This is a genomic window from Curtobacterium sp. MCPF17_021 (genome assembly GCF_003234605.2).
GTDB classification, from domain to species: domain Bacteria; phylum Actinomycetota; class Actinomycetes; order Actinomycetales; family Microbacteriaceae; genus Curtobacterium; species Curtobacterium flaccumfaciens.
Genome location: NZ_CP126252.1, coordinates 2,874,029 through 2,888,211, shown reverse-complemented (window position 1 = coordinate 2,888,211; position 14,183 = coordinate 2,874,029). Strand labels below are relative to the sequence as shown.

Genomic DNA, 14,183 nt, shown 5'->3' with positions numbered 1-14,183 from the left:
TGCCGCGGACGCACGGTGCGGGACGTCGGGTGGCGGGCCGCACGGTGCGGGATTCCGGGTGGCGGGCCGCACGGTGCTGGGTTCGTCAGTGGGGGCGGCGGAGGTGGTTCGGTGCGGGGTCGTGGCGGGGCACGGGGCGGGCAAGTTCGCACGGGTCAGGAGATCCGGCACGGTGCGGTTGTGTGGCTCTGGGCACGAGCTCGCACCGGGAGCGGGAACGCGCACGGAGTTGCCGCCGCTGCACCGTGCGCATGCGCGAGGAACCGGCACCGCACGACGAACCCGGCACGGTGCGGCTCCGTGGTCGCGTACTCGGGGCTCACCCGGAGCCGCACGGTGCGTGGTTCGTGGGTCCGGGCGGCGGAGGTGGCTGGGTGCGCGGTCGTGGCGGGGCACGGGGCGGGCAAGTTCGCACGGGTGGGGTGACCCGGCACCGCACGACGAACCCCGCACCGTGCGATTCCGTGGCCGCGGGCCGCGTCAGTCGGTCGCGCCCCGCGGGGGATCGACGAGCAGCCCGACGCGGTCGTCCAGGTAGTCGGCGAGGGGGACCGCGGCGCCGGCGGTCGGGGACCACCGGACCGACGGCACGTCGTCGATGACGACGAGCACGCCCTCGGCGCCGACCAGGGAGTCGTCGACGGGGATCGGGACGGCGCCGTGGTTCACCGTGTCACCCCCGCTGAAGTGTCCCTTCGCGGCGGCGGCGCGGTAGGCGCGACGGACCTCGGCGGAGACCGACTGGTACTGCGACCGACCGGGTTCGGTGACACGGGTGATCGACCCGGTGGCCCAGACACGGCCGGCGGTCTCGGGGGACGACCCGATCAGGAGTGCTCCGACCCGCCACACCCGGCCGAGGGGTCGCATCGTCGGGTCACGACGGATCCCGAGGACGGCCTTCGGCTGCACGTACTCGCCGAGTGCTTCGTCCGGGACGTCCGCGGCGCGGAGCCGTCGGGCCGCTGCGTCGAGGAGCTCCCGCGCCCGCTGCACTCCGTCCGTCACGTCCACCGAGCCTAGACCGGGTGGTGGTCGTCGTCTCGGTGGTGGTCCGCTCGACGTGGTGCGCTGCGCTGCGGCGTCCGTGGCTGGTGCCGGCGCGGCTGGTGCCGGCGCGGCGACGACGTGCGGCACTCACGAAGCCCGCGGTCATCATCACTGCCCCGTACGTCAGGAGCACGCCGGCGACCGCGGGGATGAGCCAGCTCCGCGACCCGTTGACGACCTGGTTGACGATGCCGATCTCCGGCACGGAGTACCAGACCACGCCGCGGATCTGCACGGCGGTGACCGGTGCCGGGTCGGCCGCAGCGTTGTTGTCGCCCTTGAGCACGAAGGTCCGCTCGCCGTCGGACGACGACGACACCGAGACCACGCGGTGGCTGACGACCGCGGGCTGGCCGGACACGATCTGGTAGGTCACGACGTCGCCGACCCGGATGTCGTCGATCGGGGTCGGACGGACCACGAGCAGGGTCCCCGGCGGCAGTGTCGGCTCCATCGACTGCGTCAGGACGGTGAGTGGCATCGAGCCGGTGGCCTTCGGCACGACGATCAGCACGACCGCCAGGGCCGCGACGAGCAGCAGGAGTCCGGTACTGAGACCGAGCACGACGGCGTGGAGGACGGCGCGCCAGCCGGAGCGCGGGGTGGGGGTGCTCATGCGCCGCATCGGATCGCCGCCCCGTTGTCCTGCGTGAAGAGCGTGACCTTGCCGGTGCCCGCGACGGTGCTCGTGGGGTTGCCGGCGCTGTCGAGCACCTTGACGGTGACGGTCAACGTGCCAGCGGTGCCGGCGCTCGCGGGGACATCCGGCGGGGCGATCGTGATGAACGCGGAGTAGTCCTGCGCCTTCTGCCCGACCGGGGTCGAGCCGACGAACGCGCCGTACCAGGTGTCCATCGGCCGGTTCGCGGCGTCCCACCGGATCTCGACGTACCAACCGCCGTGGTCCGTGCAGACCAGCGAGGGCGTGGTGTCGACGGTCGCTGCCGGGGTGGACAGGGTGAAGCCGCCGGCGACGATGCCCGAGGTCCAGGTGCCGCTCGTGACGGTGAGGTTGACGTTCACCTTGGCGGTCGAGCCGGCCGGAGCCGACGACTGCAGGGTGCTGCGGGTGCACCAGACGGCGGAGGCGCCGGCGGCCAGCTTCGCGCTCATGCTCGGCAGCGACGCCCAGGTGCCGGTGACGGACCCGGTGCCGACGGCCGTGCTCGTGGTGCAGCCCGCGGTCGAGGCGACCGGCCAGGCGACGACGGTGACGGCCTTGGCGAGCGCGGTCGAGCTGCCGGACACGACGGAGACCGTGGTGGTGGCGGTGCCGGCGAGAGTGCCCGAGTCGGTCAGGGTGATCGGCTTCGTCGTCGAGGTGACGCTCGACGAGAACGCCGTGGTGAGGGCGCTCGTGCCGCTGATGGACGCCGCGACCGTGCCGACCGTGGTGCTCGCCGCGGTGGTGCCCGACGCGCTCCACAGTGCCCACGCGGCGCTCGAGGTGCCACCGACGAACACGGCGGTGAGGAGCACGGCGACGAGGAGCCGGAGGCGGCGGTTCATGCGGAGACCTGCGTTCCGGTGACGGTGAGGGTGAAGTCGGTGGTGGCGCCGGCGACGGTCTGCGGGGCGTCGGCGTCGAGGGCCATCTCGAGGCAGGCGATGCCGCTGACCCCGGCCGGCAGGGTGAAGGACCCGGTGCCGGTGTCGAAGGTGGCGAGCCGCGCGCTCGTGCCGGTGAGCCCGGGCACGCACTTCGCGGTCGAGGACACCATCGCGAGGCGGAGCGTCAGTTCACCGGTCGCCGCCGCGACGGACGACTTCGAGGCCGTCGTCGTGACGCGCATGGACAGGGGGACCGACCCGGTGTTCCGCACCGTGAAGGTGCCGGTGGTACTCGTGCCCGGCCCGAGGACCGCGGTGTTCATCGCCGTGGTGCTGCCGACGGTGACGGTCGCCGTGGCGGAGCGCACCGTGGTGGCTGCAGTGCTGGCGGTCCCGTTCCAGAGGGCGTACGTGCCGCCGGCGCCGAGGAGCGCCGTTCCGACCGCGACGACCAGGGCGATCGCGACCGGCCACACCCAGCGGTACCGTCGGGCTGCGCGGTGGCGTCCCGTCGTCCGCGATGTGGCGGTCATGTGCGTGCTCCTGGTCGTCGTGGTCGGTGGGGTGCGATCGGGGGATCAGGAACCGATCGCGGTCTGGGTCAGCGTGAAGGCCAGCGCGCTGAGGTTGATCGAGCCGCCCTGACCGGTGGTCGCCGATGCGGGGAGCGTCACCGTGAAGACGACCTTGACGGTCGACGTGGACGAGGACGGCGAGACCACGAAGGTGTTCGTGTTCGACGAGGACTGCACGACCGAGGCGCTCGTCGACGTGACGGCCAGCGTCTTCGTCGTGGCGGCGAGCAGCGCGGCGTCGCCGGTGATGCTCTGGTTGGCGTAGGTCAGGTTCGCCTTGAGGTCCTGGCCGGTCGCACCGATGTTCAGCGTCTGGGTGAACTGGAACGTGTTGCCCGGGACCATCAGGGCCTTCGTCGGGTCGATCGCGGTGGAACGACCGTTCGTGATGTCGGTCCAGGCGCCGTCGTTGTTGGCGCTCAGCGTCAGGGTGCCGGCGCTCACGGCGGACGCGGCGCTCGAGGCGCTGGCGTTCCAGAGGGCGAACGTGCCCGCACCGCCGAGGAGGAGCGCGACGCCTGCTGCGCCGGCGATGGCACCGGTGACGATCTTGTGCATGGGGTGGATCCGTTCCTGCGTGCTCCGGGCACGCTGAAGCCCACCGGGGACATTCGGGCGTCTTGTCCGGTGGGGAGGTTGTCATCGACCCAGTGGTTGGAGGGGGTCGCGGCTGACCGGTGCCGAGAACGGTCGCCGGGCCTCGGAGCGCATGTGCTGCGGCTCGGGCGGGCTGGACTCGCTCTGGTGACGACGTTAGCTGTCCCCCAAAGTGCGGACAAGCGAGAACGAGCGTTCACCAGGACCCCAGAACAGGGGTCATTTTTGTCCCCGCTAGGGAGGACATGGTTTGTACCCCGACTTCTGGGTGCGCGCTCCGCGTGCGCAGGGCAATCGCAGAAGGAATGCCGGTACGCACCGCGTCGTTGCACCGTCCGGAAACGAGGAGGGCCCATGGACATCGTGCGCTGGTTGTTCGACGCGCAGATCGTCATCGGCGACCAGACGGTGCTCTGGCGCGAGGTGATCGGCAACGTCTTCGGGCTGCTCAGCGCCCTCGGTGGCATGCGCCGGAAGGTCTGGGCATGGCCGGTGGGACTGGTCGGCAACGCCCTGCTCTTCACCGTCTTCATGGGGGCGCTCTTCGACACCCCGAACCCCGTCAACCTGCTCGGGCAGGCCGGCCGCCAGGTCATGTTCATCATCGTCAGCATCTACGGCTGGTACCGGTGGACGCACCGCCCCGAGGACGCGACGACCGTGATCGACCCGCGCTGGGCCTCCTGGCGGACCCGTCTGCTGCTCGTCGTCGGCATGGTCGGGGGCACCGCCCTGCTGACCCCCGTCTTCCGCGCGCTCGGGTCGTACGAGCCGGTGTGGAGCGACGCGTGGATCTTCGTCGGATCGCTGCTCGCCACGTACGGCATGGCGAAGGGGTGGGTCGAGTTCTGGCTCATCTGGGTGGCGGTCGACCTGGTCGGCGTGCCGCTGCTGTTCTCCGCCGGGTACTACGCCTCCGGGTTGATGTACGTCTTCTACGGCGTCTTCACCCTGACCGGATTCTTCGTGTGGATGCGCCAGCGGGTCCGCCCGCCGGCGGCGCCCGTCACCGTCGGCTGACCGCCGTGATCACGACGCGCTGACGCGGCCCGGAGCACGGCCCCCGCTCTGGGACGAGACAAACGGCCCGGAATGCGCTGCAATGGTCGGATGGAACCCCTGCACGGCGAACGCGTCGAGGACGACGAGTCCCTCGCAGAGCGCACGGTGCGCGCGGCCATCCGTGCCTACCGGCTGCACCCGTTCGACACCGTCGACGCGGCGGTCGTCGCCGAGGTGGCCGGTATTCCGCTCGAGACCGTCGAGCGGCTGTTCCCGACCTGGCACGCCCTGCTCCTGGTCACCTACGACCGGTGGGCGCAGCTGCGGGGGACCCGGCGGAAGAACCCGCCGACGTGCACGATCGAGCACGTCCGCCTGACCCTGGCCGAGGACGTCGCCGACCCCGGGCTCGTCCGGGTGCTCGCGGGGCTGATCACCGTGGCCAGCTCGGAGTCAGGGTTCGCCGAACTGTTCCGCAAGCGGTTCGAGGAGTACGCCGAGCAGTTGACCGTCGGGCTGCAGCGCGACTTCGACAAGGGCTCGGAAGAGGCCGGCATCCCCGCGTACCAGGCTGCGACCCAGCTGCTCTCGGTCTACGAGGGGCTGCAGATCCAGATGCTGGTCCGCCCGCACATCGACGTCCTGGTCGAGTTCGACCGCGCGGCGAACACCCTGCGCCAGGGCTGGAAGCGGCACGCCGTCCCGTCGTGGGACCTCGACGAGGCACCCGTCCGCGTCTGACGTCGTGCGGCACCGACCGACGAGGTCAGCCCCGCCGCCCCCGCCGCCACGACAGCATCTGCCGCACGGTCACCTTCGACCCGTACTGCGCGACCGAGTGCCGGAACAGGTACTCCGCGAACCACAGCAGCAGCCCGGCGACGACGAACACCTCGACGATGCAGACCACCGACTCCGTCACGGTCAGGGCACCGACGGCGTTCCGCACCATCGCGGTGATCGGCGTGAAGGTCGGGAAGTACGTGAAGAACTGCGCGACGGGCGACGTCGGCGTCGTCATCACGAAGAACGCCGCGTACAGGGGGATGATCAGCGCGAAGATCGCCGCCGACTGCAGGGCCGAGGCGTCCTTGATCGACGGGACGGCGGCTCCGACGGCGACGAACAGCCCGGACGCCAGCAGCACCCCGCCGACGAGCAGCAGCGCCCCGGTGACCATCCGCCACGGGTCGACGGTCAGCCCACCGAGCTGCGACGACACCAACGGCAGGGCGACGAGCAGCCCGACCAGGCCGGGCACGACGAACACGCTGACCTGCACGAAGCCGACGAGCAGCATCGCGATGACCTTGCCGCGGATCAGGTCGCCTGCGGTCACCGTGGTCAGGATCATCTCGGAGATCCGGTTCTCCTTCTCCTCGACCACGACGGTGACCATCCGGGCGGCGAGCAGGATGACGAGCCCGAAGAACGCCGCGACGAACAGGAACGGCGGTACGACCGACAACCAGCCCGGTGCGACCCGTCCGTCGGCGTAGGTGGTGACGTCGGTGGCGGGTGGACTGCGGAGCAGCTGCACGGTCTCGGGGTCGTCGACGGACGCGGCGACGCTCTGCTCGAGCACCCGCTCGGCCAGCGACGAGTACACGCCGTTGGCGAAGAGCCCGCGGTCGGCGGCGTCGACCCGGATGGCCGTCGTGGACGGCGACGACGGGAACGCGATGAAGGCGTCGAGGTCACCGGACCGGACGGCGGCGCGGTCGGTGGCGGCGTCGGTGGACGGGGTCCCGCCCCACTTCGCGGCCACGGACTCCGACACCAGGCCGGACTCGTCGACGTAGTGGAACGGGGTCTTCGTGGCGGACGACCCGGACACCACGGAGTTGGTGCCGGCTGCCTGCCCGATGCCCACGAGCAACGAGACGACCACGATGACGACCGGCAGCGCGAGGGTGCCGATCCAGAACGCGGGCTTCTTGACCGCGCGGACGAACTCGAACCGGACGACCGTGCCGAGGTTGCTCATGCCGCTGCCCCGTCGGTCGACGCCGCAGCCAGGGCGTCGTGCCCGTAGACCTGCACGAAGATCTCGTCGAGCGGGATCCGGCGCATCTCGAACGCGGTGACGTGCACCCCGGCCGCGACCAGTTCTGCCAGGACGTCCGCACCGTCCGGAGCGGCGGCCTGGGTCGGGACGAGGTAGGCGACGTGCCCCTCGTGGCGGGCGAGCCGGTACAGCGGTGACTTCGGTACGGGACCGTCGAGCCCCACACGGGCGACGGCGCCACCGAAGGCGTCCTGCACGTCGGGCACGGATCCGTACGCGGCGGCCCGGCCGTCCTTGAGCAGGAGGATGCGGTCGCAGAGCCGCTCGACCTCGTCCATGTGGTGCGTCACGAGGACCACGGTCGCGCCGTCGGCCTTCCGTTCGTCGACCAGGTCGAGCAGGAGCCGCCGGTTCACCGGGTCGAGGCCCTTGGTCGGTTCGTCGAGGATGAGCAGCCGGGGCTGGTCCATGATCGTGATGCCGAGCTGCACCTTCTGCTGCTGCCCGCCGGACAGCTTGTCGACGCGCAGCTTCGCGCGGTCGGCGAGTCCCACCCGGGCCAGGTAGTCCATGCTCCACGCGGTCGCCTCGGGACCGCGGAGTCCGCGCAGGCGCCCGAAGTAGGTCATCACGTCGATGACGGACTCCTTGCGGTACAGCCCGCGCTCCTCGGGCAGGTAGCCGATGCCGCCGGTGGCCGGCCGGTAGGGGCGGCCGTCGATCGTCAGCGTGCCCGCCGTCGGGGTGGTGATGCCGAGCAGGGCCCGGATCGTCGTGGTCTTGCCGGAGCCGTTGCTGCCGAGCAGCCCGAACGTCTCGCCGGGGGCGACGTCGAACGACAGCCCGTCGACCACGTTGCGGTCCCCGAACCGCATCACGAAGTCCTGCACGCTGATGCTCGCCCCGCTCATGCGGCGACCCTACCGGGACTTCCTTCCCAGAACGGCCGCGATGGGATGCGAGAACGGGCGTACCTGGTCGGAACTCTCGACCCGGTACGCCCGCTTCCGGCAGGTACGCCCGCTTCCGCCGGGTACGCCCGGTTCCGCGGGCAGACGCGGGCAGACGCGGGCAGACGCGGGCAGACGACGGACGGGAGGCGCGGTGCCAGCTGGCACCGCGCCTCCCGTCCGTCATCCGGTCGCGCCCAGGGCGCGGGTCGCGTCAGGAACGCAACCAGGCCGTCCCGACGCCCGACAGGGCGCCGTCGACCACCGGGGCCGAGGCGAGCAGCAGCTCGCCGGCCGGCAGCGCGAAGGGCTCGTCGCCGAAGACCGTCACGCTCGTCCAACCGTTCGGCCGACGGAACGCGAGCACGTCGTCGCGGCCGGTCTCGATCCACTCGAGCTGTTCCTCGGACTGCAGCTGGCCACGCAGGCCGAGCGCCTTCCGGTACAGGTTGAGCGTGGAGTCGGGGTCGGTGTCCTCGGCCTCGACGCTGGAGTCGGCGAACCACGCCGGCTGCGGCAGGTGCGAGCCGTCCGAACCGAAGCCGAACGACGAGCCGGTGCGCGTCCACGGGATCGGCACGCGGCAGCCGTCACGACCGACGTCGACGCCCGGGTTGCGGAAGAACGCCGGGTCCTGGCGGTCGGCGTCCGGGATGTCGCCGACCTCGTGCAGGCCGAGCTCCTCGCCCTGGTACAGGTAGGCGGAGCCGGGCAGGGCGAGCTCGAGCAGCGTGGCGGCCTGTGCGCGACGGAGGCCGAGCGACCGGTCGAGTGCGTCCTGCGAGCCACCGGCGAGCAGCCAGGCGCTGCCCTGCTTGTCGGTGCCGCCGGCGCGGGGCGGCAGGGCGTAGCGGGTGGCGTGCCGGACGACGTCGTGGTTCGAGAACACCCACGTGGTCGACGAGCCGGACTGCTCGGCGAGGCCGAGGTTGAACTCGATGATCGTTCGGAACTGGCCGGCGTCGAAGTCGGCCTCGAGCAGGTCGAAGTTGAACGCCTGACCGAGCCCCTCGGCGCTGGCGTAGCGGGCGCGGCGGTGTGCGGGGACCCAGGCCTCGGCGACCGCGGTGCGGGCCGGCGTGTACTCGTTGAAGACCGTCCGCCACTCGGCGTAGATCTCGTGCACGTCGTCACGGTCCCAGAGCGGGTGCGTGCCGTCCTTCGGCATCTCGGCGAGCTCGGCCCAGGTGGGCAGGGTCTCGCCCAGGTCCTTCGCGAGGCCGTGGGCCACGTCGATGCGGAAGCCGTCGACACCGCGGTCGGACCAGAAGCGCAGGGTGTGCAGGAAGTCGTCGCGGACCTCGCGGTTCGCCCAGTTCAGGTCGGGCTGCTCCTTCGCGAAGCTGTGCAGGTACCACTGGCCGTCGCCGACGGCGGTCCAGGCCGGGCCGCCGAAGATCGAGATCCAGTCGGCGGGGGCTTCCTCGCCGGACGGCCCCTTGCCGTCGCGGAACACGTAGCGGTCGCGGGCGGGGGAGCCCTTGGGCGCTGCGAGCGCCTCGCGGAACCACGCGTGCCGGTCGCTCGTGTGGTTCGGGACGACGTCGACGATCACGCGGATACCGGCGGCGTGCAGTGCCTCGACCATGCGGTCGAAGTCGTCGAGGGTGCCGAGGCGCGGGTCGACGTCACGGTAGTCGTCGACGTCGTAGCCGCCGTCGGCCAGGGCGGACGGGTAGAACGGGCTGAGCCAGACGGCCTCGATGCCGAGCGAGGCCAGGTACGGCACCCGCTCGGTGATGCCGGGCAGGTCGCCGAGGCCGTCGCCGTTCGCGTCGGCGAACGAGCGGGGGTAGATCTGGTAGACGCTGGCCTGGCGCCACCAGGTCTCGTCGTTCGTGGTGGTGGCGGGCTGGGCGAGGGTGTCGGTCACGTCGGGCCTTTCGTGGTTCGTGGTGTTCGTGTCGGTCGGGGTCACGCTGGCGGTCGGGACCCGGGTGTCGGTGTCGGTCACTTGATGGCGCCCTGCGTCACGCCGGCCATCACCCACCGCTGGGTGACGAGGTAGACGATGATCGCCGGGGCCATCGCCATCAGGTACGAGGCGAACGACACGTTGTAGTTGTTGCTGAACTGGGTCTGGAACATCTGCTGCAGCACCGGCAGGGTCTGCAGCGCCGGGTCGGAGGTGATCAGCGACGGCATCACGAAGTCGTTCCAGGACGCGAGGAACGCGAAGATGCCGACGGTGGCGCTCATCGGTGCCAGCAGCGGGAACACGAGTCGCCAGAACACCTGCCCCGTGCTCGCACCGTCGATGCGTGCACTCTCCTCCAGCTCCGCCGGGATCGACCGCAGGAAGGCCGTGAAGAGCAGCACGCTGAAGGACAGCTGGAACATGACGTGCAGGATCGCGACGCCGAGCGGGTTGTCCAGGTGCGCGAGTCCGGTGAGCTTCACCTGCGACAGTGCGAGCACCGGGAACGGCAGGAACATCGCCGCGAGCAGGTAGAAGAACGACCAGCGGAACAGTCGTCGGTCCCAGTTCCGGGCGATCGCGTAGGCCGTGAACGAGGCGAGCAGGATCGTGCCGACGACGGTGATCGCGGCGACGAACACCGAGACCCCGAACGCCCGCGGGAAGTCGGTCAGCTGCCACGCCTGCACGAAGCCGTCGACGCTGAACGGTGCCGGCAGCGAGAACGCGTTGCCGTCCACGGCCTGGCCGGTGGTCTTGAACGCCATCGTCAGGGTGACGTACAGCGGCACGAGCACCGACAGCGCACACAGCACGAGGACGACGGTGACGGGCCAGTTGGAACGGCCGCGACCGGCCTTGCCCGAGCCGGAGGACCGGTCGGCGTCGACGGAACGGATGCTGCCGGTCGCGGTGGTCCCCGGTCGCAGGGGTGCTTGCAGGGACATCAGAGCGCTGCCTTCCCGCGGGTCGCCCGCAGCTGGATCACGGCGATGACGACCGCGATGACGAAGAAGATCGTGGCGTTCGCCATCTGGTAGGCGTAGTCGCCGCCGTTGAAGCCCTTGAAGATCGACATCGCGACACTGGTGGTCGAGGTGCCGGGGCCGCCGTCGGTCAGGCCGACGATGATGTCGTACGAGTTCAGGAAGTTCTTGAACCCGATGACCAGGTTGATCAGGATGTAGCCCGCCGTCAGCGGCGCGGTGATCGAGACGAGCTGCCGCCACGCGCTGGCACCGTCGAGGGCCGCCGCCTCGTACACCTCGCCGGGGATCGAGAGGACGCCGGCGATGTAGATGAGGAGCGTCGACGGGATCGCCTGCCAGGCGGTGACGACCACGATCGCCAGCCAGGCCAGGTCGGGGTTCGCCAGGATGCTCTGCTCGAGCGGCCCGAAGCCGATCGCGGTGGCGAAGGCCGGCAGGCTGTTCGCGAACAGGAACGAGAACACGTAGGCGATGACGATGCCCGAGATCACCATCGGCAGCACGAACACCGCACGCAGGGCGATCTTGCCGCGGATCTTCGACGTCAGTGCGATGGCCAGCAGGAACGCGATCGCGTTCACGACGATCACGGTGACGAGCGAGAACCCGAGCGTGAACAGGTACGCCTGCAGGATCGCGGGGTCGGAGAACACCGCGATGTAGTTGGTGAGCCCGGTGAACCGGAACTCGCCGAAGCCGACGGAGTTCGTGAAGCTCAGCACGATGCCCATCACCGCCGGCAGCGTGATGGCGAGCGTGAAGAGCACCAGGGTGGGCAGCAGGAACGCCAGGAAGAGCGGGTCGACGCGGGGCTTGCGTCGTCCGTCCCGTCGTCCGGCCTGGAGGCCCGGTGCGGCCCCGCCACGGCGGCGGCGGTCCGCCGTCGTGATGGATTCGGTGGTCGTGGTTGCCATTCGGACGTCTCCTTACGCGGCCGTGCGGAGCGCGAGACGCGCCCAGTCGGCGTCGAGGGTGCGGAGCTGGCGCTGCGGGTCGCCGCCGAAGGCGATCGACTGCGCGTAGTTCGCGACCGGGATCTCGGCGGGGATGAGCTGCGAGGCGCCGAGGTAGAAGGCTGCGTCGTCGTAGTACGACTGCATGCCACGGAGGGCGGGGTTCGACGCCGGGGGAGCGTCCTTGCGCACCCCGAAGCCGTTGTTGTCCGCGTTGTACTTGTCGTTGACCTGCTTGGTCATCAGGAACGACAGGAACTCGCGGGCAGCCTCCTGCTTGCGCGACGCCTCCGGGATCCAGAGCGCCAGGTCGACGTTCACTCGGACCTTGCGGTCGGCCGGGTCGTCGGTGACGGGGAGCGGGAAGGTGCCGAGGTCCATGTCCTTCGTGGTCTTGGCGATCTCGCCGAGGGCCCACGGCCCCTGCAGGTACATGCCCGCCTTGCCCTGGGCGAAGGCGAGGTTGCCGTCGCCGTACCCGCGGCTCGCGGCGCCGTCCTGGTGCCAGGCGCGGAGCTGCACCATGCGCTCCATCGGCTTCCGCAGGTCGCGCTCGAACGAGACCGCGGACCCTTTTCCGACGTTCGTGCCCTCGCGCCGGAGTGCCTCGAAGGTCGCCGGGGTGTCGATCATCCCGCCGATCGAGTAGTCGAACATGCCCTGGGCGATCGTCCAGTTGTCCTTGAACGTGCCGTAGATCGGCGCGATGCCGGCCGTGGTCAGGCGCTCGCACACGTCGGCGAACTCGCTCCACGTCGTCGGGACCTCGAGCCCCTGCTGCGCGAAGAGCGCCTTGTTGTAGATCACCGACGCCGCCGTCACCGAGTACGGCAGGGCGCTCTTCCGGCCGGGGTAGTCGGCGGTCTGCTCCATGAGTGGCCACAGGTCGGGGTTGATGGTGTCGGCCTGCGGCAGGTCGGACAGGTCGGTCAGCGCGCCGTGCTCGACGAACGGCACGACCGAGAAGTTGTAGTTCCAGCAGCCGAGGTCCGGCGGCCGGTTCCGCACGAAGTTCGCGGACATGCTCGAGGTCGAGTCGCGCACGACCCGGACCTTCGACTGGCTCTGGTGGAACTGCGCGATGACGTCGTCGAAGTAGCCGATGACCTCGGGCTTCGACACGTAGAACGTGATGGTCTCCGGCTTGGCGCTCGAGGACCCGATCGGGGCGCATCCGGCGAGCGCGAGGCCCGCCCCGATGCCGCCCGCTCCCAGCAGGAACCCGCGTCGGCTGACCGATGCTGCGCTCCTGGCGGTGGCGTGTGCTTGCACGTCGTCTCCGTCCGTCCGGACCCGGCGTCCCTGCCGTTCCGTCCCGCGAGCGGCTCCGATGCTGCTCGCGGAACTAAATGTAGCGAGAAAATCTAATTCCGCAAGGAACTCGTCGCGCGATAGGGTCACGACATGCCGCCACCCCGTGGAACGAGCGCAGAGACGCTGCTCGCGTACGCCTTCGACTCGTCGGCGTTCACCGCGACCGAGGCGATCGACGCCACCGGCCTGACCCGGTCGACCGTGCTCGGGGCGGCCGAGGAACTCGTGCGGCTCGGCTGGCTCCGCGAGCTCGACGACGCCCGGGCCGCGGGGGAGTACCGGATGGGACGCCCCGCCCGCCGCTACGAGCTCGACACGGTCGCCGGGGTCGTCGTCGGTGTGGACGCCGGCCAGCACCGGGTCACCGCCTTCGTCGCCGACCTGCGCGGCACGGTGCTCGGTCGTGCCGAGGGGTCGCTCGGAGAATCAGGCCTCGACGTGCCCGTGCGGCTCGGGGTCCTCGCCGACACCGTGGCCGCCGCCCTCGCCTCGGCCGACGTCGACCGCACCCGGGTCCTGGTCACCGTCGTGGGCATCCCGGCGCCGGTCGACGCCGCCGGGGCCTCGCCCGACGACGGCGGCTTCTGGGTCCGGATGAACCCGGGGTTCGCCGACGCCGTGCCGGACGGGCGGGTGCTCGTCGAGAACGACGCGAACCTCGCCGCGCTCGCCGAGCGGCCGTCCTCGGGTGACGCCTCGTTCGCGGCGCTGCTGTCCGGCGAACGCTTCGGCGCAGGCCTCGTCGTCGACGGGGTCCTGCTGCGCGGTGCCCACGGCGGTGCCGGAGAGATGCGGGTACTCGAACTCGTCGAGGGTGTCGGCTCGTCCGACGGCATCGGCGCCGTCGCTCGCACCTTCGTGGCCGACGCCGTAGTCGCCGGGCACATCCCCGCGGACGCCGCGCTCGCCGCCGACGCCGCCCTGGTGTTCGCGGCCGCACGGAGCGGTGATCCGGTCGCGCGCACCATCGTCGACCGTCTGGGGGACCGCCTGGCCCGGGTCTGCATCCTGCTCGCGAGCCTGCTCGACATCGACCGCGTGGTGGTCGCCGGCGCGATCGCCCAGCCCGCGGCCGCCGTGATCGACCGCGCGCGCGACCTGCTCGCCAAGGGGCACTTCGACCCGGTGCCGGAACTCGTCGCGTCGTCGCTCGGGGCCGACGTCGTCGTCATCGGGGCCGTGGCCCACGCGGTCGACGCGGTGCGTGCCGACCCGCTGTCGTTCGCGGTCCGGCCCGTGCTCGCATCCTGACCACCCGGCACACCGGGTACCCGCA

The 14,183-nt window shown here is 70.9% G+C and carries 14 protein-coding genes; 3 read left to right on the top strand and 11 right to left on the bottom strand.

Features of this window, described 5'->3' with window-relative positions; all coding sequences use genetic code 11:
* Window positions 1-480 precede the first annotated feature (480 nt).
* The 5 genes from DEJ29_RS13590 to DEJ29_RS13570 are packed head-to-tail and all read right to left on the bottom strand — an operon-like array spanning window position 481 to window position 3,734.
* Entirely contained in the window at window positions 481-912 is a 432-nt protein-coding gene (locus tag DEJ29_RS13590) for a hypothetical protein (protein ID WP_111095949.1), read from the bottom strand.
* Complete coding sequence (locus DEJ29_RS13585) at window positions 878-1,666, bottom strand: signal peptidase I (protein ID WP_258376027.1); 789 nt, start codon at window positions 1,664-1,666, stop codon at window positions 878-880. Before DEJ29_RS13585 ends, DEJ29_RS13590 begins: the two co-directional genes overlap by 35 nt.
* A complete protein-coding gene (locus DEJ29_RS13580) occupies window positions 1,663-2,559 on the bottom strand; it encodes a hypothetical protein (RefSeq protein WP_111095951.1) in 897 nt (298 codons plus the stop codon). Before DEJ29_RS13580 ends, DEJ29_RS13585 begins: the two co-directional genes overlap by 4 nt.
* Complete coding sequence (locus tag DEJ29_RS13575) at window positions 2,556-3,134, bottom strand: TasA family protein (protein ID WP_111095952.1); 579 nt, start codon at window positions 3,132-3,134, stop codon at window positions 2,556-2,558. Before DEJ29_RS13575 ends, DEJ29_RS13580 begins: the two co-directional genes overlap by 4 nt.
* Before the next feature lie 45 nt (window positions 3,135-3,179).
* Entirely contained in the window at window positions 3,180-3,734 is a 555-nt protein-coding gene (locus DEJ29_RS13570; RefSeq protein WP_071404262.1) for an alternate-type signal peptide domain-containing protein, read from the bottom strand.
* A 393-nt stretch (window positions 3,735-4,127) separates the two neighbouring features.
* Here DEJ29_RS13570 and pnuC point away from each other — a divergent pair, with 393 nt between their 5' ends.
* Both pnuC and DEJ29_RS13560 read left to right on the top strand, forming a co-directional pair.
* Complete coding sequence (gene pnuC / locus DEJ29_RS13565; protein WP_071404263.1) at window positions 4,128-4,793, top strand: nicotinamide riboside transporter PnuC; 666 nt, start codon at window positions 4,128-4,130, stop codon at window positions 4,791-4,793.
* A 90-nt stretch (window positions 4,794-4,883) separates the two neighbouring features.
* Window positions 4,884-5,516: a hypothetical protein gene (locus tag DEJ29_RS13560; protein WP_071404264.1), complete on the top strand. Its 633-nt coding sequence runs from the start codon at window positions 4,884-4,886 to the stop codon at window positions 5,514-5,516.
* A gap of 25 nt (window positions 5,517-5,541) precedes the next feature.
* Here DEJ29_RS13560 and DEJ29_RS13555 read toward each other — a convergent pair whose 3' ends face one another.
* From DEJ29_RS13555 to DEJ29_RS13530, 6 genes are all read right to left on the bottom strand, one after another.
* Window positions 5,542-6,762, bottom strand: a complete 1,221-nt coding sequence (locus DEJ29_RS13555) for an ABC transporter permease (protein WP_111095953.1) — start codon at window positions 6,760-6,762, stop codon at window positions 5,542-5,544.
* Window positions 6,759-7,694: an ABC transporter ATP-binding protein gene (locus DEJ29_RS13550; protein WP_111095954.1), complete on the bottom strand. Its 936-nt coding sequence runs from the start codon at window positions 7,692-7,694 to the stop codon at window positions 6,759-6,761. Before DEJ29_RS13550 ends, DEJ29_RS13555 begins: the two co-directional genes overlap by 4 nt.
* Window positions 7,695-7,947: 253 nt before the next feature.
* Entirely contained in the window at window positions 7,948-9,606 is a 1,659-nt protein-coding gene (locus DEJ29_RS13545) for a glycoside hydrolase family 13 protein (RefSeq protein WP_111095974.1), read from the bottom strand.
* A gap of 77 nt (window positions 9,607-9,683) precedes the next feature.
* Complete coding sequence (locus tag DEJ29_RS13540; protein ID WP_071405176.1) at window positions 9,684-10,598, bottom strand: carbohydrate ABC transporter permease; 915 nt, start codon at window positions 10,596-10,598, stop codon at window positions 9,684-9,686.
* Window positions 10,598-11,554, bottom strand: coding sequence for a carbohydrate ABC transporter permease (locus DEJ29_RS13535; protein ID WP_110865283.1), 957 nt, complete (start codon window positions 11,552-11,554; stop codon window positions 10,598-10,600). Before DEJ29_RS13535 ends, DEJ29_RS13540 begins: the two co-directional genes overlap by 1 nt.
* 12 nt (window positions 11,555-11,566) lie before the next feature.
* Window positions 11,567-12,865 (bottom strand): ABC transporter substrate-binding protein, encoded by a 1,299-nt coding sequence (locus DEJ29_RS13530; protein ID WP_111095955.1) that lies wholly within the window; start codon window positions 12,863-12,865, stop codon window positions 11,567-11,569.
* Window positions 12,866-12,997: 132 nt separating this feature from the next.
* On the opposite strand from DEJ29_RS13530, the gene DEJ29_RS13525 reads away from it, so the two are divergent.
* Window positions 12,998-14,158 carry an ROK family protein gene (locus tag DEJ29_RS13525; RefSeq protein WP_111095956.1) on the top strand — a complete coding sequence of 387 codons (1,161 nt, stop codon included), beginning with the start codon at window positions 12,998-13,000 and terminating at the stop codon, window positions 14,156-14,158.
* Window positions 14,159-14,183: the final 25 nt, after the last annotated feature.